Annotated in this window: 19 protein-coding genes and 1 pseudogene; 6 read left to right on the top strand and 14 right to left on the bottom strand. The window is 57.7% G+C overall.

Features of this window, described 5'->3' with window-relative positions; genetic code table 11:
• Positions 1–229: 229 nt before the first annotated feature.
• The 4 genes from cuyB (at position 230) to BR41_RS08910 (ending at position 4,345) form a co-directional block, all read left to right on the top strand.
• Positions 230–1,678 (top strand): cysteate racemase, encoded by a 1,449-nt coding sequence (cuyB, locus tag BR41_RS08925; protein ID WP_035055411.1) that lies wholly within the window; start codon positions 230–232, stop codon positions 1,676–1,678.
• A 196-nt stretch (positions 1,679–1,874) separates the two neighbouring features.
• Complete coding sequence (locus BR41_RS08920; protein WP_035055409.1) at positions 1,875–2,678, top strand: ABC transporter substrate-binding protein; 804 nt, start codon at positions 1,875–1,877, stop codon at positions 2,676–2,678.
• 243 nt (positions 2,679–2,921) lie between these two features.
• Positions 2,922–3,662 carry an ABC transporter permease subunit gene (locus tag BR41_RS08915; RefSeq protein ID WP_035055406.1) on the top strand — a complete coding sequence of 247 codons (741 nt, stop codon included), beginning with the start codon at positions 2,922–2,924 and terminating at the stop codon, positions 3,660–3,662.
• A complete protein-coding gene (locus BR41_RS08910) occupies positions 3,644–4,345 on the top strand; it encodes an amino acid ABC transporter permease (RefSeq protein ID WP_245615837.1) in 702 nt (233 codons plus the stop codon). Before BR41_RS08915 ends, BR41_RS08910 begins: the two co-directional genes overlap by 19 nt.
• 166 nt (positions 4,346–4,511) lie before the next feature.
• On the opposite strand, the gene BR41_RS08905 is transcribed toward BR41_RS08910, so the two are convergent.
• Positions 4,512–5,240 (bottom strand): hypothetical protein, encoded by a 729-nt coding sequence (locus BR41_RS08905; protein WP_035055403.1) that lies wholly within the window; start codon positions 5,238–5,240, stop codon positions 4,512–4,514.
• Positions 5,241–5,796: 556 nt separating this feature from the next.
• On the opposite strand from BR41_RS08905, the gene BR41_RS24115 reads away from it, so the two are divergent.
• Positions 5,797–6,066, top strand: coding sequence for a hypothetical protein (locus tag BR41_RS24115; RefSeq protein ID WP_156970625.1), 270 nt, complete (start codon positions 5,797–5,799; stop codon positions 6,064–6,066).
• Entirely contained in the window at positions 6,059–6,334 is a 276-nt protein-coding gene (locus BR41_RS08895; protein ID WP_156970624.1) for a hypothetical protein, read from the top strand. Before BR41_RS24115 ends, BR41_RS08895 begins: the two co-directional genes overlap by 8 nt.
• Before the next feature lie 155 nt (positions 6,335–6,489).
• Here the strand turns inward: BR41_RS08895 and BR41_RS24110 are convergent, their stop codons facing one another.
• The 13 genes and pseudogenes from BR41_RS24110 to BR41_RS08835 all read right to left on the bottom strand — a co-directional run bounded on the left by BR41_RS24110 (position 6,490) and on the right by BR41_RS08835 (position 25,576).
• The gene (locus tag BR41_RS24110) at positions 6,490–6,798 is read right to left on the bottom strand and encodes a hypothetical protein (RefSeq protein ID WP_156970623.1); all 309 of its coding nucleotides are present in this window, start codon (positions 6,796–6,798) and stop codon (positions 6,490–6,492) included.
• A gap of 49 nt (positions 6,799–6,847) precedes the next feature.
• Positions 6,848–7,042, bottom strand: a complete 195-nt coding sequence (locus BR41_RS24105; RefSeq protein ID WP_156970622.1) for a hypothetical protein — start codon at positions 7,040–7,042, stop codon at positions 6,848–6,850.
• Between the two features lie 413 nt (positions 7,043–7,455).
• Positions 7,456–9,996 (bottom strand): RHS repeat-associated core domain-containing protein, encoded by a 2,541-nt coding sequence (locus BR41_RS08890; protein WP_051710542.1) that lies wholly within the window; start codon positions 9,994–9,996, stop codon positions 7,456–7,458.
• A gap of 35 nt (positions 9,997–10,031) precedes the next feature.
• A complete protein-coding gene (locus BR41_RS24610) occupies positions 10,032–11,501 on the bottom strand; it encodes an RHS repeat domain-containing protein (protein WP_169741276.1) in 1,470 nt (489 codons plus the stop codon).
• A gap of 126 nt (positions 11,502–11,627) precedes the next feature.
• A pseudogene (locus BR41_RS25545) lies at positions 11,628–11,969 on the bottom strand (DUF6531 domain-containing protein); the annotation flags it as partial.
• 535 nt (positions 11,970–12,504) lie between these two features.
• Positions 12,505–12,855 (bottom strand): hypothetical protein, encoded by a 351-nt coding sequence (locus BR41_RS08875; RefSeq protein ID WP_051710539.1) that lies wholly within the window; start codon positions 12,853–12,855, stop codon positions 12,505–12,507.
• Positions 12,856–13,381: 526 nt separating this feature from the next.
• Positions 13,382–16,057 (bottom strand): carbohydrate-binding module family 20 domain-containing protein, encoded by a 2,676-nt coding sequence (locus tag BR41_RS25420; protein ID WP_051710537.1) that lies wholly within the window; start codon positions 16,055–16,057, stop codon positions 13,382–13,384.
• 595 nt (positions 16,058–16,652) lie between these two features.
• Positions 16,653–17,543 carry a maltose ABC transporter permease MalG gene (gene malG, locus BR41_RS08860; RefSeq protein ID WP_035055388.1) on the bottom strand — a complete coding sequence of 297 codons (891 nt, stop codon included), beginning with the start codon at positions 17,541–17,543 and terminating at the stop codon, positions 16,653–16,655.
• Positions 17,544–17,695: 152 nt separating this feature from the next.
• Positions 17,696–19,258: a maltose ABC transporter permease MalF gene (gene malF, locus BR41_RS08855; protein WP_035055385.1), complete on the bottom strand. Its 1,563-nt coding sequence runs from the start codon at positions 19,256–19,258 to the stop codon at positions 17,696–17,698.
• 344 nt (positions 19,259–19,602) lie between these two features.
• Complete coding sequence (malE, locus tag BR41_RS08850; RefSeq protein WP_051710535.1) at positions 19,603–20,811, bottom strand: maltose/maltodextrin ABC transporter substrate-binding protein MalE; 1,209 nt, start codon at positions 20,809–20,811, stop codon at positions 19,603–19,605.
• A gap of 313 nt (positions 20,812–21,124) precedes the next feature.
• Positions 21,125–22,228 (bottom strand): ABC transporter ATP-binding protein, encoded by a 1,104-nt coding sequence (locus tag BR41_RS08845; protein ID WP_035055382.1) that lies wholly within the window; start codon positions 22,226–22,228, stop codon positions 21,125–21,127.
• 215 nt (positions 22,229–22,443) lie between these two features.
• A complete protein-coding gene (locus BR41_RS08840) occupies positions 22,444–24,069 on the bottom strand; it encodes an alpha-glucosidase (protein WP_035055379.1) in 1,626 nt (541 codons plus the stop codon).
• A 235-nt stretch (positions 24,070–24,304) separates the two neighbouring features.
• Positions 24,305–25,576: a maltoporin gene (locus tag BR41_RS08835; RefSeq protein ID WP_035055376.1), complete on the bottom strand. Its 1,272-nt coding sequence runs from the start codon at positions 25,574–25,576 to the stop codon at positions 24,305–24,307.
• Positions 25,577–25,689 lie beyond the last annotated feature (113 nt).

The following is a 25,689-nucleotide window of genomic DNA, read 5'->3' as shown; positions in this document are numbered from 1 at the left end:
ACTCATGATTTTGTCCCCTCTCCCACTTGTGGGAGAGGGTTAGGGAGAGGGCGCTTGTTCAGTCACTGCCCGTAGCAAGACCCTCTCCCCCCGCCCCTCTCCCACAAGTGGGCGAGGGGAGCCAAGACGCGGCCCTTCCCCCCCAAATACCCGATTCCCTCAATATCCCTGCGTCATTTCAAACGCCAAAATCCCCTCCACTCTCCCGGCCCACCTCGGACAAGACGACATGAGCAAAAAAACCTTCGGCATCATTGGCGGCCTTGGCGCGCTGGCCGGCGCGGATTTGTTTTACAAGCTGGTCAAATGCCGCCCGGTCATGGCGGATCAGGGGAAGTTCCATTTCCTGTTCGAGCAACACCCGTTCAAGGACGTCGCCGCGATCCTGAGTCGCGATGCGGCCATGATCTCGCGCCAGCTCTACGTGTTCGAAGTCAGCCGAGCCTTTGCCGAGCGCAAGGTCGATGCGATTTTGCTGCCCTGCTTTGCCAGCCATACCTTCCGCGAAACGCTGCAAGCCGAGCTGAACGTACCGCTGCTCGACATGATGGCGGCGCTACGGCAATACGTAGACCGGCGCGTATCCGCCGGCGAGACGATCGGCGTGCTGGCATCCGATTACGTGCGCCATTCGGCCTTGTTCGAGCGCTATTTCGGCGACCGCTATCCCCTCGTCTACCCGAGTGCCGCCAACCAGCAAAAACTCATGGGCGCGATCTATGGCGCGCACGGGCTCAAGGCCGGCAATCTCGACGGCCCTGCCATCGAGCATTTGCACGAGGTCTGTCTGGACGTGATCGACCAAGGCGCCAAACTCATCCTGCCCGGCATCACCGAACTGGCGATGGTCTGCTCAGCTATGCAGCGGCGTGGCATCGAGCTGGTGGATTCCAACCAGGTGTATGCCGACTTCGCGGCGAGTGGCGAGCACGGCGAGATTGCACCAGCGTTCAAGCTCGGCATCGTCGGCGGCGTCGGCCCGGCTGCGACGGTCGATTTCATGGACAAGATCGTCCGCAACACCCCAGCCGGCCGGGATCAGGACCACATCAAGATGGTGGTCGAGCAGAACCCGCAGATTCCCGACCGCACCGCCAACCTGCTGCATCAGGCCGCCGACCCCACCGTCGCGCTGTTCGCCACCTGCAAGCGGCTGGAAACCGAAGGCGCTAACGCCATCGCCATCCCCTGCAACACCGCCCACGCCTTCGTCAGCGCGATCCAGCCCAGCCTGAACGTGCCGATCATCAACATGCTGACCGAGACGGTGAACCACATCCGCGACCGCTATGGCGCGGACGTCACCATCGGGCTGCTCGCCACCTCCGGCACGCTGCACAGCCGCGTTTATCACGACGCCGCCGCAGCAGCCGGGCTGGCACTGATTGCCCCCTCGCCAGACCTGCAGGAAAAAGTGATGCGCGCCATTTATGGCCCGCAAGGCGTAAAGGCCGGCTTCACCACCGGCCAATGCGAAGACGACCTGCTGGACGCCGCCGCCCACCTCGCCGCCGCTGGCGCGAAGGTGCTCATTCTGGGCTGCACCGAACTGCCGCTGATTCTGCCGGGCATCACCCAGCTGAAGCTCGATAGGCAGGAGATTGGCATTGTTGATCCGACCGAAGTGCTGGCGAAGCGGTGTGTGGCGCTGGCGCAGCGGTCGGTTGCGATGGCCTAGCGCGTTCACAAATCATCACAAGCTGGTTTGCTCCCCTCGCCCTCATAGACCAAATAAGAATATTAAATACATTTAATGTAATTTTACGGAATTAATCTTACCCACTAGCATTGGCCTCGCTGACTGGCAGATGACTACCCGTCGTCTGCCAGCGCCTTTAAAACACTCATCACCACTCACGAATGAGGCCAAAACAATGAAACAGACTCTCGCCCTTGCCATCGCCCTGCTTGGCGCCGCTACCCCGGTGCTGGCCGATCGCCTTGATGACATCAAAAAAGCCGGCGTACTGCGCGTCGCCGCCTTCGACAGCAACCCGCCCTTCGGCTTTCTGGATGCACAAACCCGCCAGATCAGCGGTCTGGATGTGGACGTCGCCAAAGCCATCGCCACCAAGCTGAATGTGAAACTGGAACTGGTGCCCACCAACCCGGCCAACCGGATTCCGCTGCTGGTCGCCGGCAAGGCCGACATCGTCGCCGCCAATTTCACCGTCACCGACGAGCGCCGCAAGCAAGTCGATTTCAGCATCCCCTACTTCGCCTCCGGCCAGCAGTTCATCGCCTACAAGGGCAAGCTGCAAAAGCCGGAACAACTGGCCGGCCTGCGCGTCGGCGTGGACAAAGGCACCACGCAGGAAATCTATCTGCGCGAGAAATACCCCGCCACAACGGTCGTCGCCTATGACGACACGCCCCTCGCCTTCACCGCTCTGCGCAACGGCAACGTGCAAGCCATCAGCCAGGACGGCTCCAAACTGATCGCCCTGCTCGCCAACGCGCCGGACAAACAGAAATACGAAGTCGCCCCGTTCACCCTCAGCCGTGAATACCAGGCCATCGGCCTGCCCAAGGGCGAAACCCGCCTGACCAAACTGGTGAACGAAACCCTGCACGAGCTGGAAAAATCCGGCGAGGCGGTCAAGATTTACGACCACTGGTTCGGCCCCACCACCAAGGCCCCGCTGCCGCGTGATTTCAAGATTGGGGATCAGGGTTGATCACCTGATCGAAGAATCCATTCTCGATCCTGCAGAGCAGCTTATTCGAAGCGCATCAAGGTGTTTACCTCCCCCTTTTTGAAGGGGGATTGAGGGGGATTTCGACGTCATTGCAAATTGAGATGCCGCAGAAATCCCCCCTAGCCCCCCTTCAAAAAGGGGGGAATGGTCAGTCATGCGAGCGATTGAGCTTCTCTTCCAGCTTTGCCTTCCTGCTGTATGACTTGTCCTAGGCTCCACCCCATGACTCCCCCCGCCTGGCTAGGCCAAAACTGGCTAGCCCCGCATTACCTCATCTGGCTACTCAAAGGCGCACTACTGGCCGCATGGCTCGCCCTGCTGGTCTGCATCGCCGCCACCCTGCTCGGCACACTGCTCACTGCACTCCAAGCCAGCCATCAACGCGCCATCCGCATCCCCACCGACACCTTCCTCAGCCTGCACCGCAACACGCCGCTGATGGTGCAACTGCTGCTGTGGTACTTCGGCGTCTCCGGGCTATTGCCGGACGATGCCAAGCAATGGCTCAACACACCGCATGTGTTAGCGCTGCCAGCCGGCCTATCGCTGGCGTGGCCATCGTTCGAGTTTCTGGCCGCCTTCACCGCCCTCACCCTCTACAGCGCCAGCTTCATCGCTGGGGAACTGCGTGCCGGGCTGCGTGGCGTGAGTGACAACCAACGCGCCGCAGCCCAAGCGCTCGGGCTGACACCGTGGCAAACCTTTCGCTGGATCGTGCTGCCGCAGGCGCTGGTGATCGTGCGGCGGCCGCTGGTTGGCCAATACACCGCCGTGATCAAGAACACCTCGCTCACCATGACCATCGGCGTGGCCGAGTTGTCATACAGCTCGCGCCAGGTCGAAACCGAAACGCTGCTCGCATTCCAGGCCTTCGCCGTCGCCACCGTGCTCTATCTGGCGCTCGTATTGCTGCTGCAGATCAGCGGGCGGAAACCCGTGCCAGCGTGGAGACCAGCACCGTGATGCCCGACTTCCTCGCCAGCAATCTCGATTACCTGCTGTGGGGCAATCTGGCCCACGGCGCGCCGGGAGGACTGCTGCTGAGCCTGCTGATGAGCGTGGCCGCCGGCATCGTCGCCTCTGCGCTCGGCTTGGCTGGCGGGACTGCACTGGTGATGGGTGGCCCGCGCTTGCGAAGCGTGCTCAAAACGCTGGTCGTCCTGCTGCGCGCCATTCCCGTGCTGATGCTGATTTTCTGGTGCTACTTTTTGCTGCCGATCCTGTTCGGCATCGACATCCCCGGCGTGCTCACCGTCATCGCCGCCTTGGCGATCATCAACGCGGCCTACCTCAGCCAATCGGTGCAATCCGGCATCGAAGCCATCGGCCGCGGCCAATGGGGCGCCGGGCTATCGCTCGGCCTCACCCGCTGGCAAACCCTGCGCCACATCGTGCTGCCGCAAGCGCTGCGCATCATGCTGCCCTCCTTCATTAATCAGTGGATCACGCTGATCAAGGACACCTCGCTGGCCTACGTGGTGGGCGTGGCCGAATTCACCTTCGTCGCCACGCAAGTGAACAACCGCGAGCAGGTCTACCCGCTGCAGATTTTCGCGTTCGTGGGGCTGGGCTATTTGCTGGTGTGCGGCGGTTTAGAGCTGCTCGGGCGGCGGTGGGAACGGCGTTGGCGGTATGGGGCCGCATAAAGCCGGGTAGGCTCGGTTTGTTCGCGTACCTACCAAGTACCGGCCCACCCTGATATTCGTCAGACCAACCAGTTTTAACGAAGGCAATCTTGTCGTACATGCCTGGTTTTCCCTCCGAATGCGGTAGGAAGTGTGGGCTGTGAGGTCTAACGTTTGTTGTCGTGTTTTAATCGGGAATGGAGATATGGCCTTCTTTGAAGTATGACGCTTTATCATCACGGTAATACCATCCGGCCCCTTTTTCCGGGCAGCATTGGTTTGCATCGATTACTTTCGATGTGTTGGTGAGCGGAAAATAAACTGTCTTTCCATTTCGACCGCAATATCCATAAGCAGGAATGGACCGGTCGTAGAACATGATTGCTTTACTGTACACATTGGCATTCTCGCTCGGGCTGCACACTTCAATGGTGCTTTCATGCAGCAGGCGATCTTTAGTGAAGACCTTTACGGTTGCCTTATAGAATTGCTCGTTCACGCTCACATATTGGAGGAGGTTGCCTCCCTCTCTGTGGACGAGTTTTGTATCCGGATGCATGGTTCCTGTTACCCAACAGGCGTTGGCGTCGTTATAGAAAACGATATCGATGGCTGCTTTCCGGTCGGGATCATTTTTAGCGTTCAAAAATGATAATTCCGTCGTAGTGTTGTCAGGCATGGTGAGGGTGTATTGGTAATCGACCGCCCTGGTTGATGATTTTAGCCCCTCTGGAGTGAACACCCTCTCCCGATAGAGGGTTTGCTGCAGGGTGATTTTTGTCGGAATTGGTGCACCAGAGTTGTAGATTACTTTCGGCTCTGGTTGATAGGTCGTAATTTGTGATGCGCAACTGCACAGAATTGCCGGGACTATGGAAAATATTGTGATGCGCAAGAGGTGTGTTATGGAATACATGGCTTGCTTTTTTTGTGGTCAGCGTTGTTTAGGAACACAGATGGGGTCAGGTCTTGCATTGTGACACTCCATTCACACACCAGCAAAATATTGCAATGCAAGACCTGACCCAAAAACATGCTGGCTTTTTTGCTGGCCTTGGTAGGTTGGCACAGAGCGCGGCGAAGCCCAACGATATGCCCATCAGTAATGTCACGGCCAGTGTTGGGCAGCCACGCCCTTGTTAACAACCCAATGACAACGGCGTATCCTGCCGCGCGCAGTGGTTTTTTCGGGCTGGCGTTCTTGACCGGATTGGTAACGGTTGGGGATACTCCACCTTGTCACGTTTGATGACGTGATCGGGTTTAGCAGCCCGGAATTAGAGGCGGACAACCGCTGCGAAGCGGTTTATTTTCGTCCGCAACATCCTTGGTACGTCCTCAATGGCGGAGCAAGGAGGGGGCACCTTCGGGTGCGCCGGTTCCTCTATTCCGGTCTGCTAACCCGTCCTTGCGCCCGCCACCTTCGTTTAGCAGCGAAGCGGCGGGTTAATCCGCAAATAGAGGAGGCTCCCATGCCCATTTCCCAACACTCCACCCCCGCCCCGCCCGACCCCGGCCACCTCATCGCCCAAGCTCGCGATGGCTTTGCGGAGCTGGATCAGATTTTTACCATCCTCACATCCCTGATCGACCAGCGCAGCGTCGGCTACCAATTGGCGCGCGACGGCCGCCGACTGGCAGAGCGACATCACGCGGCGATGCAAACGCTACCGCCACCCTCCGATCGCCTAACCACTTCACTCCGCACGCCTTATGCGCACAGCGGAGGTCGTCATGGCTGACCTTCATCGCTGCCCTACCCCACCCAAACTGACCATCAATGACTTCAACGACATTGCCGATCTTGGTCTGGATCGCATTGCCCAATTAGGGAGTGTGTTCCGCGCAATGGTCGGCATCGCCGAGCCGGAATCTGATCTGCATCATCTGGCGAAGATCGGGGCGTATTTGTCAGAGGAATGGCATTTCGCACTGGATATGTCCCGCGCTGACACCTTGGATCGGCTCAATGTGCCGCGCTCCGTGAATCGGATGACGGATCGGCGTTAGGGGCCAATTGGCGGATTTGATGGCAAAAGGCCGGCGTTTTAAAAACGCTGGCCTTTTTGCTGGCTTTGGTAGGTTGGCGCAGAGCGCAGCGAAGCCCAACAATGCCCCCCGGTGGCAATGTGTGCGGCAAATGTTGGGCTGCCTGGCTCAGGCATCTACAATCCTGAATTTGGCGAGCTTGCATCCCCACCAAAATAACTTTCAACAATTTCCCCTGATCGAGTAAACAACGCATACCAAGAATAGTCGTCCTTACGACTGGGCACTAAATTATTCAATCGACACGCAACTCTTTTGAAAGTTGACAACAACTCCGTTTCCGGCAAAGCATCAATTGGAATATAAATTAAGACGCACTGGCCTTCATCTTGGACTTCGAAAGTAATCGAAGCCTTTCGAAATGACTCACCCTCAAGGAGATCCAAGATCTGGGCAAGCAATTCTTCCGTTATGATTTCCACCATTGAAGGCCTCTATCCAACTTTCTTCATGCCGACACAACTGGAACTAACATCATAAACATCCAGCATCTTTCGCCTCTTTTATTGCCCTATCCAAACCACGTTGCAAAGCAATAATTTGATCAACATGCCCTTCAAAAGTGGCTATTTTGGAGTCTGGATTGGAGCCAATGTGGTAGTGATTGTTATAAAGATCGTGTTGATCCGCGTAAAGTTGCGCCCGTTTTTTGTCAAGCTTCGCAGCCATGTAGCGCGGGTTAGCCGCGAGGCGTAACCCGCGAATTCAGCGAGCAAGAGACGCATTGCCCGCGCGGGTCAAACGACCCGCCCTACATGGCTTCATGGCTATGAGCCGAATGTATTTAAAACCACAAACAAAAAGAGATACAACACAAGCAAGACAACAATCGCCGAATAAAAAACACTTCCCATAACGCGCCAAACGCAGCGCTGGTTTACAAGCAACTTTCTCCAAGCATAAACACAAGTAAATATTGCAACAAACACCAAGCCCACATACAGAAATGGGAATGACTTCAACCAAACTCCTGAAGTAGAGTTTTTCCAAACATGAATAAAAACCAAAAAAATCGTCGCGACTAATATTGTAATCGCAGCATTAATAGTGTTCTTAATCCATAGAGACATCGTCAATTTTCTTTATTTAAACAGTGACGCCCAGCCTGGAGCTGTACCCACTGGCTGCGTGTATCGCAGACTCTGAAGGTCTCTTGCCTTATCGAGCAAGTTTTTGGTTTCCATTTTGCAATTGTTGGTCACAACCCAATTTGCATGTTCATATATTTTCTGATTAAGTGCACTAAAGGCTTGCCGGACATACGAATCAAGATCTGATCCACCAACCTTCTCGGCCAGCCCAGCCTTAATAGCTTCGGACGCCGTTTTTAAATCAATGTCTTGATTCACATTCCAACCCCTTAAATTCGCCTGATTACCCCAGCTGAAGGTTGTGATTGACCCATCCGAGTTAGTAACAGCCGTAAATGTATGAGTTATAGGATTATCACGTGATCGTGCAGAGTTACCAATGGCAGATAAATCGCGATTCACTACATAGGTATCTAGCCCTAGCGAATCCGTGCCGATCAATGGATTCCCATTCACATACGCATACGTCGAATTACTCCCCCCAGCCAACCCAATCGGATCACTCTCCGCATACCGCCCCGTCGCCGAATCATAATCCCGGAAATAGTTATAGCTATGCCCCGTCTCCGCATCGAAATACTGCCCCGGAAAGCGCAAGTTATAGGCAAACGCCGTGCCGGTTCCATTAGGGTCTTGATCCGGCAGGCTATTGCCAAACGCCTCGCCATCCCAGCGCCAGACCAGTGCATTGCTCACTGAATCGGTGATCTGCCGTGGCGTGCCGAGGTGGTCGGCCCAGACGTAGTAGGTCTTGCTGCTGGCGCCGTTGGGTTTGACCACGGCGATGGGGGTGTCGCCGAGCCAGACGGTTTCCTGAATCGCCTTGCCGGTGGCGTCGTATTCGCCCAGCAGGTGGCCGGCTTCGTCGTAGACAAAGCGGGTGGTGCCGTTGGCGTTGCTCTTCTGCAGCCGCTGGCCAATCGCGTTGTAGCGGTATTGGGTGGCGAGCGTGCCGACGGTGGCTTGGGTCAGCCGGCCGGCGTTGTTGTAGACACTGGTGATGGTGCCAGCTTGGGTCTGGTTGCCGGCTGCGTCGTATTGGTAGTTGGTGGCGTTGGTGCCGGTGATGCTGAGCAGCTTGTTGCTGTGGTTGCCGGTGTCGTAGTTGTAGGTGTTGTTGCTGCTGACGCTCACGAATGAGTTGCGGTTGCCGTTGGGGTCGTAGGCGTAGTTGCTGACGCCGCTGCTAGCGGAGGTGAGCCGGTCCAGCGCGTCATAGCCGAAGGTTTGGCTGGCGCTGCTGTCGTGCACCGGATCGATGAGGGTGAGCAGGTTTCCGACCTGATCGTAGCCATGCAGGCGCACGGTATCGCCGAGCGCGAGGCCGGCGATGCGGCCGGTTTTGTCGCCGGCGCGAGCCCATTTCTGGCCGTTAGTCCAATCCCAACTGTATGCGCCGATATTGGTGGACCAGTTGATATTGCTGGCGAGCGGTTGGCCTTTGACCTGCACAGCGCTAATTGCGCCGTTGCTCCACGTATAGCCGACCGTCAAACCGGATGGGTAGGTGATCTGGTTGAGCCGGTTGCCCGCGCCCCAGCCGTAGCCGACGCTTTGCGTGAGCGTGCCGCTGACTCGACTGACTTGGGTGACATGGCCAAGAGTGTCGTAGCCATAGCTGGTGCTGCCATCGGCATCGCTGAAGGTGGCGAGTTTGCCGATGCCGTTGGCGGCGGTGTCATAGGTAAAGCCGAGCTGCTGATCGCCATAGTCGCTGCTGGTCACACGGCCGAGCGCATCGTAGCCGTAGGTGGCGGTTTTGTTGCGGGCGTCTTTTCTGGTCAGGACGTTGCCGGCGGTATCCGGCGTGTAGGTGGTGGTGCCGGTATCCGGGCTGACCAGCGTGAGCAGGTTGTCGAGGCCGTCGTAGGTATAGGTGGTGGAATAGCCGTTCGGGTCTTTGACGCTGACCAGATGGTCGTTGGCGTCGTAGCCGAAGGTGGTGACCTTACCGTTCGGGTCGGTGAGCGTGGCGAGCCGGTTCAGCTCGTCGTAGCTGTATTGGGTGACGTGGTTCCACGCATCAGTACGCTTGGTGCGATTGCCGTCGGCGTCGTATTCGAACTTGGACTGGTTGCCCTTGCCATCGGTAATGGTCTGCAGCCGGCCGAGGGCGTCGTAAGCGTATTGGGTGGTGACGAGGCTGACGTGGGCCGGCACGGCGACCGGGGCGATCGGCAGCAGGGTCGGCGCGGGAGTTGGCGTCGGGCTGGGGATCGGGGTGGCGGTGGGTGCAGGCGTCGGCGTGGCGGTTGGGGATGGAGCAGGAACCGGCGCGGGGGTGGGGGTGGGAACTGGTGTTGGAGTGGGGGTCGGTGTTGGGGTGGGTGTCGGCTCACCCTGAATGATGCTGAGCATCATCGACATCACGGCCGCGCTCGATACTGGGGCTGGCGTGGGCGTTGCCGTCGGTGTGGCTGCGGCCAGTGCGTGGGGCGCAGCATTGGGGAAGGCCAAGTAGGCGGGAACGCCCACCAGCAGCCCGGTCAGCAATGCCGTGAGCGTGGTGCGGCCGAATTGTTGCGTTTTCATGGAGAGATTCTTGTTCATTGATCGCGCTCGGCTCGTTATTGCGGCTGGGCCGAGGCCAGCGGGATGTTGCGTTGCGTGGCCGCTTGTTGCAGTGCAGTCGCCAGCGTGCCGCTCGGGTCGTTGCGATCTTCCTGCGTGATGTTGCCGGCGTTATCCAGCATGTAATGCACCTTGCCGCCGCGACTGTCAGCAATGTCCGTCAGCCGGTGTGCTTTGTCATAGGTGTAACTCAGGCTGCTGCTGTCCGGCAGGGTGACGGTGAGCAGTTGGCCTGCGTTGTCATAGCCGAACTTGGTCAGGTCGTTGCCGGTCTTGCGCGTGAGCAAGCGGTTGCGCAGGTCATAGGTGAACGCGGTCACGACGTTATTTGGATCGGTCAGCGACAGCAGGTTGCCGTTGGCGTCGTAGCTGGTGAACGTGGTGACCTGGTTCAGCGCGTTGGTGACGGTGCTGAGATTGCCTTGGCCATCGTAGGTGTATTTGGTGACCTTGCCGTTTGGATCGGTGGCAGTGGCGACGAGGCCGAAGTTGCCGTAGGTCCAGTTCCAGACCCGGGCTTGTTTGGTCGCGGTGTCAGTGACGGTTTTGGTGAGCAGATTGCCGCTGGTGTCGTAGTCGAACTTGGTGGTGCGGTTCGGCTCGGTGATCAGCACCGGCAGGCGGAAGGTGGAGTGCCATTGGGTGGTAATGGTGCGTTCGTTCTTGGTACTGCCCACCGCTTCGGTGCGTTTGGTCTCCAGATTGCGAACGAGGTCGTATTCGTACTTGGTCTGGTTGCCGTTGAAGTCGGTGCTGGTGGCTGGATTGCCGTTGACGTCGTAGCCGAGACTATTGGTGGCGGCGCTGCAACCGGCACCACCGGGTTGGTTCTTGCCGGTCAGCAGCCATTGCTTGGCAATCTGTTGGAAGAAGTAGGTGCGCGTAAAGCCGCGCGGGTCAGTTTCGGTCGTAGTATTTGCCCCGGAAGTCGGATCGACGCCGAAAACCAGCGAGAACAAATCAACATCTCCTGCATGTTTCGAAGACGTAGCCCGGCCTTGCGTGTCATAGGCCCATGTGGCGAAACGAACGGCGTTTTCGTCGATGATGCCAGTCAGCAGATAAGGGTTGTTACTGTCGCCGTAGGTGTATTGGCGGGTAGTGGCGTCGGGGTAAGTGACGGTTGTTAGGCGTCCCGTGGTATCAAACGCGTAGTTCGTCGTATTGCCACCGCTTTGGATACTGGTCAGATGAAACTGGTCACTTGAAGCAACATAGAGCTGATGGCCTAAATTGTCGGTGATCTTACTTAGCACGCCCCAATAATAAGCCAGCGTGATTATGCGACCGCCGGGTGACGCAATCTGCGTCAGGTATCCCTTGCTGTCATAAGTTTCGGTGTTGATGCCGTCAAAGACGGTAAAACCAGTGCTGGTGACCGTGAGTTGGTACGGATTGCGACTTTGCGGTACGAGTGACTGACCATTCAAACCAAAAGCAAAGCTTTTGCCATCTTCGCGCTCCACCAAGTAACGTGCCGGCGGCCCAATGACAGTAACTTGCCAATCGGGATCCACGTCGGGCGTAGGCACGTAAGTAAATTGGCTTTGCGCCACGAACACGATGCGACGCATATAATTGTGCCGCCAGCCTTTGCCCAAACCATAATCGGTCAAGTTGCTGCTATTGAAAAAGCGTTGGAATGTCAAACCGCCCCCCCAATTGAGATCCGGTTCGATCTGAAACTTATTGCCAGTAGCCGTATTAATTGGATTACCAGAGCAAATATTAGGGGCACCCTGCTCAGCGTCAGCATCATAGGGTTGTGCACAACTGCTATTTGCCGGACAGAGGGGAATTGGTTTACAGCTGCCGCCAATACTCAGGTAATTATCGGCAGGGCAAGTCAGCTTGCAGATGTGGCTGGCTGGGCCAAAGAACTGGCCGTCCGGGCAGCTGGTGTCATATTCAAATTCGACATCTCCGATTGACATGTCGCCATTTTGGCCAAAGGTAACAGAACAGCCATACGATTTGATCGGAGTCGGTTTATTTGTTTCACAATAGTTATAACCAACTTGCATGTTCATAAGAGGGTTGCCAAAATTGCAAGCAGTAGCCGCCTGTTGCGTCAACGCGATTGGATCACCAATCGTACCCACGGTCGGCGAAGCAATATTGCCAAAGCGACAGCCAATCCGTGTAATTTTATATGAATCGGCAAATGCGCTCGTACAGCAGAAGCAAATCATCAAACCCAACAAGCAACGGCACAATTGACGAGCGAGATCACTCACCCCAGCGTTACGAACATTCATACAAGCCGCCTTCAAATATTACGTTTACGTCGCAGGAATTCTTACCACAGAAAAATATGGGATATAAACTTGCGCGGCAGATCGTGCGGTACAGCCATAAGCGTTCATCGCACTAAATTGTCATTGACAAGCCTATACCCATACATTGCATCCCAATACCAGCCAATGCATGGCAGGTATATTTCAGTACTTCACGCCACCGCCGTTCTACTCAGTAGCTAACCACTGATTGAATATAAAACACTTTGCAATAAACCGGACTATTAGTGCCAGTCCACACTTGATCAGTAAGAGCAACCACGCTAATCGGGGTCTTGGTCGTTACCGCCAGCATAATGAGTGCAAAGTTCGAGGTGTAGCCTGGATCAGACTTTGTAAGCCAGATCCCGCCACAACCGGCAGGAGGCGTATCCAAAACGATCGCTACATCGCCGCCACCGTATTGATTAAATGTATAGATATTCGTGACTTTTGCGCCATTTACAGTAGATTGCGCGGCCAAGGCCGACCCACCAACCAACAAAAACAAAACGAAGCCAATTATGAATTTCAGTGATTTCATTTTTAATTCCAGACTAATTTAAAAAATGTTTCGGTCAAAAAAAGCAGCCTCGCGCTCCCGCACCAACCAAACTGTAAAAGAGACAACGGAGGCGAGCGGGTTGAAATCCACTCGGAAGCAAAACCGCGGAATCATGCCTGCGACATTATTTGACGTCAACGCTTTTTCCCTTACGGCCAACGCTGACAAAAAGACTTACAAATTTGAGATCACGACCTATCTTGGCGAGCGGCTGATCATGTTGTGCGCAGTGGAAAGAGACGAAGCAAACCCGACCTACCCTACTCACTGCTGGGGAACGAAACCCCGTCCGGGCAACGTGTACTTGGCTTCTCTGCCGCGCTCTGATGTTGTGACTGCGCAGCTATGCGCATAAAAAATCCAGCTTCAACAAAGAAGCTGGACTCCAAAGGGCAAGGGCAAATGCGAGTTGTGTAGCTCGGGTTGGCCGGAAGGCGTAACCCGCAAATTCGCGAACACACCACGCATCCGCCCTGCGCGGGTCAAACGACCCGCCCTACCAAGCTTAGAAATTGCCGTCGCTCTGCGATTGCGTCGCGCCGCAAGTGCTCGATGTCGTGAACTCGCGATTACCGCTGGTGGTGGATTGGCTGCTTTCCCACGTCACGGCGGCAGTGGTCGGGTTGTATTTGATGTACTTGTATTGAATCGCCGTGCTGGCTGGCAGCGTGACGGTGCCGGTCCACGGCACGTTGGCGCCGCTGCCCTGGATCGTCAGGGCGAAGGCGCTGGCTGGGGTCCAGTTGCCGAGCGCCGTCTGGTTGCCGGCCACATAGATGTTTTGACCAGTCACCGTGTTGGCGTTGGCAATGGTGAAGGTCACGCTCACGTTGCAGGCCGTGCTGGCGGAGGTCGTTACCGACAAAGCTGTGCTGACGGCAGAGGTGTTGCCGGCAGCGTCGTACGCGGCGACGGTGTAGCTGTAGGCGGTGGATGCGCTCAGGCCGCTGTCGGTGTAGCTGGTGGTGGTCGTGGTGCCTACTTGCGTGCCGTTGCGGTAGACCTTGTAGCCAGTCACGCCGACGTTATCGGTCGAGGCCGTCCAGCTCAGCGCGACCGTATTGCTGCCTACGGCGGTGCTGGTGAGGCCGGTCGGGACGGTGGGTGCGGTGGTGTCGGCGGCGGCGCAGGGGTTGGCGGCGTTGGATGTCACGACGCCGCTCTTGACCAGCGTGGTGCCGGTGCCGAGCGTGTAGTTGGCGCTGCTGTTGTTATCCCATGTGGTGCCGTTGTTGAAGTCGACCGTGAAGCTCGTTGCCGTGCCGAGGCTGACGGTGCGAGTCCAATAGCCCGTGCACGCCTGAGTCATGGCGACGCCCGGCGAGGTGGTCCAGGTGCCGTTGATGCCGTAATGGATGTTCACGGCAGTCCAGTCGGTCCGGTAGTAGTAGACGACTGCGTTATTGCCGGCGCTGGTAGTGACAGAGACAGCGCTGCTGGCGGCGGAGGTGTTACCGGCTGCATCGTACGCGGCGACCGTGTAGCTATAAGCAGTCGATGCGGCGGCGCTGGTGTCGGTGTAGCTGGTGCTTGTGCTGGTGCCGATCTGCGTACCGTTGCGGTAGACCTTGTAGCCGGTCACGCCGACGTTGTCGGTCGAGGCCGTCCAGCTCAGGGTGGCGCCGGAGGCGGTCACGCTGCTGGATGCAAGCCCGGTCGGTACGGATGGCGCGGTCGTATCGGTGACTGCCTTGGCACCGATGTGCAGGGCAACGCCGGTGGACGGTGCAATGCTCAGTGTGACTTGCCCGCCGCTCACGGTCACGGTTGTGCCGGAGCAGCTGCCGGTTTCCGGGTTATCGGACGCGAGCACGTTGCAGTAGCTGCCATCCGCCAGCGTGGTGGTAAAGGTGTTCTGCCAGGTGCTGCTGCTGTTATTGATGGCGACAAAGCCCTTGCCGCTGCGGGCAAACGCGATCTGGTTGGAATCCCCTGTCACCCAATTGGTGACCGATGCACCGCTCACGTAGTTACGGAAGCCGACCATATTGGCGACGCGACGATCGCGGTGGACGCAGTCCCATTTGCTGGTATCGAACGTGCTACTGCAGTTGGCCGGTACGGTTTCAGTGCCGTTATACGGTTGGGACGACGGCGAGCCGGAATCGTGATCGGCGAAGTAATAGCCGGATGCCACGCTCGGGTAGCCATAGTCGTAGGCCAGCATGAATACGTTGGCGAGGTAGAGCTTGTCGCCGTTGTAGGTGCTGAGCGAATCGCACACGCCGCCGGGAGCCCAGCTGCTGCAGGCGGTGCGTTCGGTATCGTGGTTGTCGACGAACACGGTGGCCTTGGCCGACGGCAGGAAGCCCCAGGTGGAGAACTCGGTCGGCAACGTCGACATATTGAAGCCGTTGGTATTCAGGAAGGAGTTCTTCATCGCGTAAACGTAATTGAACTCGTTGATGGTGCCGATGTTCTGGTAGGCCAGCATATCGCCGCTGGTGGCGGAGCCGACCGTGCCGTCGCGCAGCACTTCCTGCGTAAAGAAGTAACTGCCGGGCACCAGGCTCTTGATCGCAGCCAGATCGGCCGGATCGATATGCTTGGCGGCATCCATGCGGAAGCCGGCCACACCGAGCGAGCGCAGATCATTCATATAGGCGGCGATCTTGCCCTGCACGTAGCTGCTGCCGGTATTGAGATCAGGCAGGTTGTTCAGGTCACAGTGGGTGACGTTGTAGCGGTTGCTGCTGTAATCGCTGCTCTGGATCGTGCATTGCGGCGTGTGGAAATCGCTGCTGCCATAGGGCACGGCCGGGAATGAGCGTGCGGTAAAGGTCGAGCCAGCCGTGCCGGTGCCGCTGGCGGAAGCCATGTGGTTGGTCACGGTATCGACATAGACATCGACACCGGCCGCCGCGCAAGTGCTGACCATATTCTGGAATTGCGCGCGATTGCCGCTGCGCGAAACCAGTTGGTAGCTCACCGGTTGGTAGCGAGTCCACCATTGCGAACCGGTGATCGCTTCATGCGGCGGCGAGACCTGCACCGCCGCATAACCCTTGGGGCCGAGGAAGTTGGTGCATTCCTTGGCGATCGAATCCCAGCTCCACTCAAACAAGGTGGTATAGGCCGTACGCGGCACGCCCGGCTTCCATTCCGATGCGGCCTGGGCGGGTGTGGTGCCCAACGCTGCCGCCAGCAAGGCGGGAATGGTCAAAAACTTGATTAGCTTCATCTTACTCACTCCGTTTTTAGGGCAACTCACGCCCCTACGGGTGAGTCGCTCTGCTTTCAATTGAAATCACTTCAATGAATATTCTGAAAAACAGGCAAGACTGCAGATTGACTCTCTGGATCGTTCCATTCCCTCCGTGCAGTGTTACGGCATATCGGCTCGTTCTCTCCAACCCTTTTTTATGAAATGCAGCGCACAACAGAAGCTCTCATTCAAACCGCTATTTGAACTCATATTCAAACCGATTTGAAAACAAGACTCTCACCCTATAGAGATAAAAAAAGCCGGCCCATGACGGGCCGGCTGAAAGCGTGTTACTGAGGAAGAACTACTGCTTCATGCTGCTACAGCTGCTGTTAGCACGCGTTACGCAGTTGTGTAACGGATGCTAGCAACGCCTTGGTGCTTGTTCAGAATCTCTCCCGGCAACGTTTTACGCTGCCATCCCCCCTTTTTGAAGGGGGGCTAGGGGGGATTTCTGCGGCATCTCAAATTGCAATGACGTCGAAATCCCCCTCAATCCCCCTTCGAAAAAGGGGGAGGCAAAAAGCTGCAGCGCTTTAAACAGGCCGTTAGCGAGATTTTGAACGGCCTATCAGCCCTTGACCCCGCCTGAGGTTAATCCGCTAAGCATGAACCTTTGAGCGAAGAGAAAGACAACGGTAATCGGCAGCCCGGAGAGGATTGCCGCTGCGGCGAAATCGCCCCAGAGATAATTCTGCGTATACAAATACAGTTTGGAACCCACCGCCAGCGTGAGGTTTTGCTCTTGGTGCAGCAATACCGATGCCACCGGGTATTCGATAATCGCGCCAATAAAGGCCAGCAGAAATACGACCACCAGAATCGGCGCGGCCATCGGCAGCAATACATAACGGAATGCCTGGAAATGCGTTGCGCCATCGACCCGGGCGGCTTCTTCGATTTCCACCGGCACGGTGTCGAAATAGCCTTTGATGGTCCAGATATGCATGGCAATACCGCCGGCATAGGCCAATACCAGACTGCCGTGGCTATCGATGCCCAACCAAGGCACATAACTACCGATCTGATCGAAGATCGCGTAGATGGCAATCAGCGATAGCACGGCCGGGAACATCTGCATCAGGAACAGCGCGTTCAATCCCAATTGCCGGCCTTTGAAGCGCAGCCGGGCGAAGGCGTAGGCGCAAGTGGTAGACAGCAGCAGCACCACGGCGGCGGTGATGCCGGCGACCTTGATCGAGTTCCACAGCCAGCGCAGCACCGGGAATGGCGGATCGATCCAGCGGCCGGAGTCATCCATATACCCCATGCCGAGCGCGAGCTTCCAATGCTCCAGACTGAAATGCTCCGGGATCAGACTACCAGCGGCGAAGTTGCCGGCGCGCAGCGAGATCGAGACGATCATCAGGAACGGGAACAAGGTCAGCACCAGGAAGGCGATCAGGCCAGCGTGCGCGAGCAACACCTTGGTGCCATGTGATTTATCAAGAACCATGGACATGGGACTTTCCTTTAAAGCTTATTGCTAGTCTGTTTTCTCCCCTCGCCCATTTATGGGAGAGGGGCCGGGGGAGAGGGTCGTACCAATTGCAGAGTTCTTTTCACCACCCTCTCCCTAGCCCTCTCCCACACGTGGGAGAGGGGACAAATGCCTTAGCGTTTTTCTTGCGCGTTCACACGCGTCAGCTTCAGGTTGATGATCGAGAGGATCGCCACCAGCGCGAAGATCACGGTCGAGATCGCGGCGGCCAAGCCGAAGTTCTGGCCCGAATCCTGGAAGGCGACACGGTAGGTGTACGACACCAGAATGTCGGTCGAACCAGCCGGCGCGATGCTGTCGGTGAAGTCCGGCAGGCCGCCCGTCAGCAGCGAGATCAGCACGAAGTTGTTGAAGTTGAAGGCGAACGAGGCGATCAGCAGCGGCATGATCGGCTTCATGATCAGCGGCAGCGTAATCTGCGTCAGGTTGGTCCACACCCCGCCGCCGTTGATTGCGGATACCTCATACAGATCGGACGGGATCGATTTGATCAGGCCCATGCACAGCAGCATCATGTACGGGTAACCCAGCCAGGTATTGACCAGCAGCAGCATGATCTTGGCCAGCAGCGGATCGGAGAACCACTGCGGTTTCAGGCCGAACAGCTGGTTGAGCACCAAGTTGATTTCACCGAAGTTCTCGTTGAACAAGCCCCGGAAAATCAGGATCGAGATAAAGCCCGGCACGGCGTACGGCAGGAACAGCAACACGCGGTACACGGCTTTGAACTTGAGCCCTTCCCAGTTGAGGATCGATGCCAGCGTGAAGCCGACCACGAAACAGAACACGACGGTGAGAAAGGCGAATACCACCGTCCAGATAAAGATCTTCACCAGCGGGCCACGGAATTCGTGGCTGGAGAACAGCCGCTCGAAGTTGCCGAAGCCGATGTTGACCTTGAAGCCCGGTGCGACTTTTTCGCCACTGGCGAGGCTGGTGTAAAAACCGGTCTTGAAGTCGGGCTTGAGGACATCGTGGTTCTGCGCGTTGGTCAGCGAGCCATCGGCATTCTGCTTGTAGAGCGGCTCCATCTTGGCGAACTTGGTCAGCCCGGAAAGGCGGAACTCATCGGCGTCGTCCGGCAGCTTGAGCGCCAGTGTCTTGAGCGTGGCCTGATGCGCGATCACGTCCTTGAGGCCGGCTTTGTCGCCGCTGGGCGCATGTTCAGCTGGCTTGAGCTTGAGGGTCGAAGCATCCGCGCCCCTGAGCACCATCGGCTCGGATTGCCACGCTTTGCCCTGGGCGTTTTCGACATACACGATGTAGCGCTCATTGGCCCGATCGCGTTTATCGGTGCTGACCAGCAGCGGATAAAGCGACAGGGTCAGCTGGCCTTCATCGCCCGAGGCCGAGTATTTCTGATCGAGGAAATAGCTGGTGGCGCGTTGAAAGCTCAACAGATTGGTCGAGCTGTAATTGGTGAAGCCGCTGCCGATGGTGTAAAGCGCCGGGAACAGCACGAACACCAGCACGGCGGCCACGCCGGGATAGAGATAGCGCCAGGCGTAGGCGCGTTCCGAGGTGAAAACCCAGGTCGAAGCACCCAGCAGCACCAGGCCGCCCAGCGCGTAAAAAGGATGGCCGATGCGGTAGATGGCCAGGATCAACCACAGACCGGCGAGGAACGTCAGCGCGCCGAAGGCAAACCAGACGTAGCGCGAATTGAATCGTTGCATGCTTATATTTTTCCGTGAGAGCCCGACCTGATTGTCGACCGTCCGTAGCGCAACATCCATCGTCATGACTCATCCTCCAGCTAGGGATACAACCCGGAAGCCGGGCGGGTTTGGCGCCCTGCTTCTGGTGACTGCTGATCATTTCAATCGTTACTTCAAGCGCCTGCGCTTGGAGCTTGCTTAAAGTCTTGCGGTGCTGCGTGTTCAAAGCGCTTCTGGTTTTCGCCTCCCCCTTTTTGAAGGGGGATTGAGGGGGATTTCGGCATCGGTGAAAACTTGATATGGCGTCGAAATCCCCCCTAGCCCCCCTTCAAAAAGGGGGGAACAGAGGCACGAACAGCCGTCTACTTCGCAGTAATCCGCTCAGCCGCAGCATCCAGCCCAGCCTTCACGGTCTGACGGCCTTGGGTCACGCTTTGCAGCGTGGAAGCCATGGTCGACCAGAACTTGCCCATTTCCGGGTTGTTCGGCATCGGCGCGCCGTTCTTGGCGCTGGCCATGGTGGCCTGGATGTTCGGATCAGCCTTCAGCTCGTTGAAGAACGCCTTGTTGGCCGGCACGCCAAGCGGCACGTCGTCGTTGATGGTCTTCAGGCCCTTGAGCGCCAGCATGTGGTTCTCGATGAACTCCACCGCGAGTTCCTTGTTCGGGCTCGCCTGGTTGATCATCGCGCCCATCACGCCCACGAACGGCGCGCCCGGCTTGCCATTGACGGCAGGAATCGGGGCCACGCCGAAGTTGATCTTGCTCTTCTTCAGGTTTTCCCATGCCCACGGGCCGGTGATCATCATGGCGACCTTGCCTTGGTTCACGCCGGCTTCCATATCGGAATACGACGCGCTCTTGGGCATCACGCCGCCATTGATCAGCTTCATCAGCGTATCGACGCCCGCCACCGCACCCTTGTTGTTCACGCCGGTGTTGCCGGCGTCGTACGTGCCATCAGGCCGTTGCTTGAACGGATAGCCCCCGTTTGCAGCCAGGAGCGGCCAGGTAAAGTAGGTGTTGGTGAAGTCCCACAGGATGGCTTTCTTGCCGGACGCGGAGAGTTTCTTGTCCAGCGCGATCACGTCATCGAATGACTTCGGCGGGGTCGGTACCAAGTCCTTGTTGTAAACCAGTGCGACGGATTCGATGGCGATCGGATAGCCCCAGACCTTGCCACCGGAGGTGAAGGCCTTCCAGCCCAGATCGTCGATCTCACCCTTGACCTTCGGGCTTGGGGTCACCGGCGACAGCAGGCCGGCGGTCTTCCATTCGCCCAGGCGGTCATGCGCCCAGATCCAGATATCCGGGCCCTTGCCGGCAGCAGCAGCTTGCTGGAACTTGGCAGCGGCATCTTCCGGGCGCTCGACGATGACTTGCACGCCTGTGGCTTTGGTGAATTCCTCACCCACCTTGGCCAGACCCTTGTAACCCTTGTCACCATTGATCCAGATCAGCAGCTTGCCCGGCTCGGCGGCAAAGGCAGCAGGCGCACAGAGGCCGGCGGCCACTGCGACGGTGAGCGACGACAACACGAATTGCCCTAAACGGCGGCGCGAAACGTTCATCTTTTCAACTCCTCTCTCTTGCGTGTGTTTGTGCCTGTTCGAACAGGCACCTGTGGACCCGACCACTTTGGGGTGGCTGACGGAATCTGGCTTGGCGGCAATGCGGTTCACTTAAGTGCTCCCCTCGCCCTCGCGTGCAAGGCTTTCGCCTTGCTCAGCTATTGGTGGGAGAGGGGCCGGGGGTGAGGGTCGTGCAAAATACATCGACCTTTGCAAGCACCCTCTCCCTAACCCTCTCCCACTAAGTGGGCGAGGGGACAACTTCCTGAAGTGAACCGCGTTACCACTTGGCAAATGATTCCGTCAGTCCCCCCTATTCGGCCAAGGGATTCAATCGGCGGAACGCACTGCCATCCGCCCGGAATAAATAACCATGCTCCGGCTTGAAGCCGAGCAAACACTTCTGCCCATCGGCAATACGCGTCAGCGCCGGCAGGCGGGCCGACAGTGTTTCATCCGAACCCGGCGCTTGCAGATACAGCACCGATGCATCGCCCAGATGCTCCAGCGCCAGCGCAGTCGCGGCGATCGCGTTGCCCTCTTGCACCAGATGCAGATGTTCCGGACGCACACCCAGCGTGACTTGATCGCCCACCTTGGCGCCCTTCCCGTCAACGGCAACGCGTACTTTCTGCTTGCCCGGCAACTCGATTTCGACGCCGATGCTCTCGATGGCCGCAACCTTGCCCTGCACACAGTTCATCGATGGCGAACCGAGAAAGCCGGCGACGAACAGGTTGGCGGGCTCGTGATAGAGCTCGATCGGCGAGCCGACTTGCTCGATCCGACCGGCCCGCAGTACGACGATGCGGTCGGCCAGCGTCATGGCTTCAACCTGATCGTGCGTCACGTAAATCATCGTGGCGCCCAGTTCGCGATGCAGGCGGGCGATCTCGATCCGCATTTGCACGCGCAGCGCGGCATCGAGGTTGGAGAGCGGTTCGTCGAACAGGAAGACTTTGGGCTTTTGCACGATGGCGCGACCGATGGCGACGCGCTGGCGCTGACCACCGGACAACGCCGCCGGCTTGCGCTCCAGCAGGTGTTCGATCTGCAATACCTTGGCCACGCGCATCACATGCGGCGTGTATTCGACCTTGTTCATGCCCGCCAGCTTGAGGCCGAACGCCATGTTGTCGAATACAGACATGTGCGGATACAGCGCGTAGCTCTGGAACACCATCGAGATGCCCCGTTTGACCGGCGGCAGCTCGTTCACCCGGATGCCGTCGATCTTCAGCTCGCCATCGGTGATGTCCTCCAGCCCGGCGATGGTGCGCAGCAGCGTGGATTTGCCGCAGCCAGACGGACCGACGAAGACCACGAATTCGCCTTCTGCGATGTCCAGATCGATGCCGTGCAGGGTGGTGACGTCACCGAACCGTTTCTGCACATTGCGTAGGTTGACTGCGGCCATGATGGTTTCCTCTTAGAACCTGTTCAACGTCTCACATGCAGCTACTTGAAGCGCTGCAGGGTTTTACCTCCCCCTTCTCGAAGGGGGATCGAGGGGGATTTCGACTCAGTGGCAATTTGAAATGCCGCAGAAATCCCCCCTGGCCCCCCTTCAAAAAGGGGGGATGACTGCCAAGCCATGCCTCATAAAGACCTTGAAGAGGTTCATATTCCTTGTCATTCCTTGACGCAGCCGAACCAGCCGCCAAAGCCTTGCAACTTCAATGACTTGCCGTCACGCGCCGTACCTGTCAGGCCGTGGCCGTCCAGTTCGGTTGCCGCAAACGGCAGGGTGAATTCGGCCGGGGTATCGGCCAGGTTGAATACGCAGACCAAGCGGCCCAAGGTCGAACCACTTTCGTTGCTGCGGGTAAATGCCAGCACCGACTCCGGCGCACGCAGAAAACGGATATCGCCCGAGATCAACGCATCCTGCTTGCGCCGCCAACCGATGAATTGGCGGTAGAACTTGAGCGTGGAGCCGGCTTCGTGTTCTTGCACGTCGACCGAGCGAGCGATGTGCTCGGCCGGTAGCGGCAGCCACGGCTCGCCAGCGCTGAAGCCGGCTTGCGGCGCAGCGTGCTGCCACGGCATCGGCGTGCGGCAACCGTCGCGGCCCTTGAATTCCGGCCACATGGTGATGCCGTACGGATCTTGCAGCTGCTCGAACGTGAGTTCCGCTTCCGGCAGGCCCAGTTCTTCGCCCTGATACAGGCAGACCGAACCGCGTAGGCTGAGCAGCATCGCCAGGATGGTTTTCGGGAACAGCGGATTGGGGGTGTTGTGGCCCCAACGGGTTTGCACGCGCACCGAGTCGTGATTGCCACTGGTCCAGCAGCCCCAACCCAAGCCGGTTTGAATGGCAGTTTCAAACTCTTCGACCTGGCGGCGGATATAGTCGGCGGAGAATTCCGGCGTCAGCAGATCGAAGCTGTACGCCATGTTGAGTTTGTCGTTATTGGCGGTATAAGCGGCCATCAACGGCAGGCTGTTGACGTCCCCTACTTCGCCGACGCTCATCGCGCCGTAACGATCCAGCAGCGAACGAATCCGCTTCAGGAAGGCAATGTTCTGCGGCTGTGATTTGTCGTAGCGATGCGTCTGGTAGCCGTAGGGATTGTCGGCGCTGACGGTCTTGGTATCGCGCACCTCAGCCGGCGGGTTATTGCGCAGCTGAGTGTCATGAAAATGGAAATTGCAGGCATCGAAACGGAAGCCATCCACGCCGCGCTCAAGCCAGAACCGGATGTCGGCGAGCACGGCTTCTTGCACTTCCAGACTGTGGAAGTTCAGATCGGGTTGGCTGGTGAGGAAGTTATGCAGGTAGTACTGATTGCGGCGGGTATCCCATTGCCAGGATGAACCGCCAAAGATCGACAGCCAGTTATTGGGCGGCGTGCCATCAGCGCGCGGGTCGGCCCAGACATACCAATCGGCTTTCGGATTGGTGTCGCTCTGCCGGCTTTCCTTGAACCAGGCGTGCTCATCGGAGGTATGCGAAAGCACCTGATCGATGATGACCTTGAGCCCGAGCGTGTGCGCGGTGGCAATCAAGCGGTCGAAATCGGCCAGGGTGCCGAACAGCGGATCGACCTTACGGTAATCGGACACGTCATAGCCAAAATCACGCATCGGCGATTTGAAGAACGGCGCAATCCAGATGGCATCGACACCCAGACTTGCAACATACGGTAGCTTTTCGATAATGCCGGGCAGGTCGCCCACGCCGTCACCGTTGCTGTCAGCAAAACTGCGCGGGTAAATCTGGTAGATCACCCCACCGCGCCACCATGGTTGGTTCATTACTTCAGTCTCTTCTTTGGTTGAATTGTTTTTGTGTATCGACAAAAGGCCAGTCGAAGCCGTAATGCTGTTGGTGAGTTGTTCCCTCTCCCATCCCGTGCAAGGCTTTTAGCCTTGTTCAGGGAAAGTGGGAGAGGGTTAGGGAGAGGGTGCTAAAAAGGACATTGCCCGTGGCACGACCCTCTCCCCCAGCCCCTCTCCCACAAGTGTGAGAGGGGAGCTTAGGCAACCCGATTTACCACCAGGCTTCAGCTTGGGCGCCAATGGTCATACCGTTCTTCTTGCTGCCGAACGGGCCGTTGATCGACAACGGGTTGTTCACATCGGTACCAGCTGCGGCTTGCGCGGCGCTGTTCCACTTTGCGTAGGTGGCGAAGAAGCGCAGTTGCGGACGAGTCCAGTAACCCGGCTGCGGTTGAACGATCAGCGCGGCGGTCAGCTTGCCGAGTTGGCGGGCATCGCTGCCATCCGGCTTCACGCGGTCGTAACCGGCTTCGAGCGCACCAGCGAGGTGCTCGGTGAAGGCATACACCGGGCGAACGCCGAACGAGTACCAGGTCTGGCCGGAATTGGCTTGCTTCGGATCACGCTTTTCCCAGATCGCAACCGCTTGGCCGGACCAGTTGGTGCCCTTCGGCTCGACGACGATCTGTTCAACGAAGCGGTAAGCCTTGTCGTCCTTGTCGGCGGTCACGTTCGGGTAGCCGTAGGAGAAGCCGGCGATGTCACCCTTGGAGAACTGAGCGGCAAACTGGTTGAAGCCACCGTACACATCACCTTGGGTGTGCATGATGTTCAACGCTTGGCCATTCGTATGCTTGCCGTTGTCCTTATCTGCCTTGTTTGCAAAGCGGAAATCAACGCCGATGGTCAACTCGCCACCCGGGTTGGTCTTGATGCCCGACAGACGGAAATCGTGACCGGACACGCCGATGTTGCGGCTGGTGCCATCATCTGTGGTCACGGTGTTTTCACGCCATGCATAGGCGAACTTGCCGAAACCGACGTCGACGTTTTCGATACCAGCACCCGGGCCGGAGTTATCCCAGAAGTAGAAGTCGTTCATGTGCACATCGTGGCGGTCGTAGTAACGCTTACCGACCCACAACTTGGTGTGCTCACCCAAGCCAACGCCTTCGGCCGTGGCATAGAACTGGCGGACGGCGATATCAGCGGAACCCTTGGTGCTTTCCCAGTCTTGCGCTTGGGGAGCGACCACGGCCAGCATCGATTCGATACGGAACTTGGTGCCGGTGGCTTTGTTTTCATAAGCGGTGCCGCCGAAAGCCAGCTCGCCGTAGGTTTCACACTCGTTGCCGAGACGGTACTTGGAACCGGCGCCGTCCAGCTTGAAGCAGTTGGTGGAACCACCGCCGCCGATCGTGCTGCCGATACCGCTACGGAAGTAGCCGTGGAAATCCACCGGCACATCAGCCAGAACCGGTGCAGCCACACCAGCGGCAAAAATTGCGGCGATCGCAAACGACATAACGCGTTGCTGAGTCATCTATCCACTCCTGGGCCCTGATGCGGGCCGCTCGTCTGTGTTGTAGTGAATGACATAACAGGTTCGTAGTGGACTACGAAATTCCGATACTCATGTCATCTTTTCCGCAAACT

The sequence above is a fragment of the Andreprevotia chitinilytica DSM 18519 genome (assembly GCF_000711875.1).
GTDB lineage: Bacteria > Pseudomonadota > Gammaproteobacteria > Burkholderiales > Chitinibacteraceae > Andreprevotia > Andreprevotia chitinilytica.
Note: the sequence above shows the minus strand (reverse complement) of the source record. Positions and strands in the feature narration are given on the sequence as shown.

Bases quoted from the DNA above. Each gene is read 5' to 3' on its own strand.
- cuyB (WP_035055411.1), top strand. From the start codon at position 230: ATGAGCAAAAAAACCTTCGGCATCATTGGCGGCCTTGGCGCGCTGGCC.
- BR41_RS08920 (WP_035055409.1), top strand. From the start codon at position 1,875: ATGAAACAGACTCTCGCCCTTGCCATCGCCCTGCTTGGCGCCGCTACC.
- BR41_RS08875 (WP_051710539.1), bottom strand. From the start codon at position 12,855: ATGAAATCACTGAAATTCATAATTGGCTTCGTTTTGTTTTTGTTGGTT.
- BR41_RS25420 (WP_051710537.1), bottom strand. From the start codon at position 16,057: ATGAAGCTAATCAAGTTTTTGACCATTCCCGCCTTGCTGGCGGCAGCG.
- BR41_RS08845 (WP_035055382.1), bottom strand. From the start codon at position 22,228: ATGGCCGCAGTCAACCTACGCAATGTGCAGAAACGGTTCGGTGACGTC.
- BR41_RS24115 (WP_156970625.1), top strand. From the start codon at position 5,797: ATGCCCATTTCCCAACACTCCACCCCCGCCCCGCCCGACCCCGGCCAC.
- BR41_RS08895 (WP_156970624.1), top strand. From the start codon at position 6,059: ATGGCTGACCTTCATCGCTGCCCTACCCCACCCAAACTGACCATCAAT.
- malG (WP_035055388.1), bottom strand. From the start codon at position 17,543: ATGTCCATGGTTCTTGATAAATCACATGGCACCAAGGTGTTGCTCGCG.
- BR41_RS08840 (WP_035055379.1), bottom strand. From the start codon at position 24,069: ATGAACCAACCATGGTGGCGCGGTGGGGTGATCTACCAGATTTACCCG.
- BR41_RS08890 (WP_051710542.1), bottom strand. From the start codon at position 9,996: ATGAAAACGCAACAATTCGGCCGCACCACGCTCACGGCATTGCTGACC.
- BR41_RS08915 (WP_035055406.1), top strand. From the start codon at position 2,922: ATGACTCCCCCCGCCTGGCTAGGCCAAAACTGGCTAGCCCCGCATTAC.
- BR41_RS24105 (WP_156970622.1), bottom strand. From the start codon at position 7,042: ATGGCTGCGAAGCTTGACAAAAAACGGGCGCAACTTTACGCGGATCAA.
- BR41_RS08835 (WP_035055376.1), bottom strand. From the start codon at position 25,576: ATGACTCAGCAACGCGTTATGTCGTTTGCGATCGCCGCAATTTTTGCC.
- malF (WP_035055385.1), bottom strand. From the start codon at position 19,258: ATGCAACGATTCAATTCGCGCTACGTCTGGTTTGCCTTCGGCGCGCTG.
- malE (WP_051710535.1), bottom strand. From the start codon at position 20,811: ATGAACGTTTCGCGCCGCCGTTTAGGGCAATTCGTGTTGTCGTCGCTC.
- BR41_RS08905 (WP_035055403.1), bottom strand. From the start codon at position 5,240: ATGTATTCCATAACACACCTCTTGCGCATCACAATATTTTCCATAGTC.
- BR41_RS24110 (WP_156970623.1), bottom strand. From the start codon at position 6,798: ATGGTGGAAATCATAACGGAAGAATTGCTTGCCCAGATCTTGGATCTC.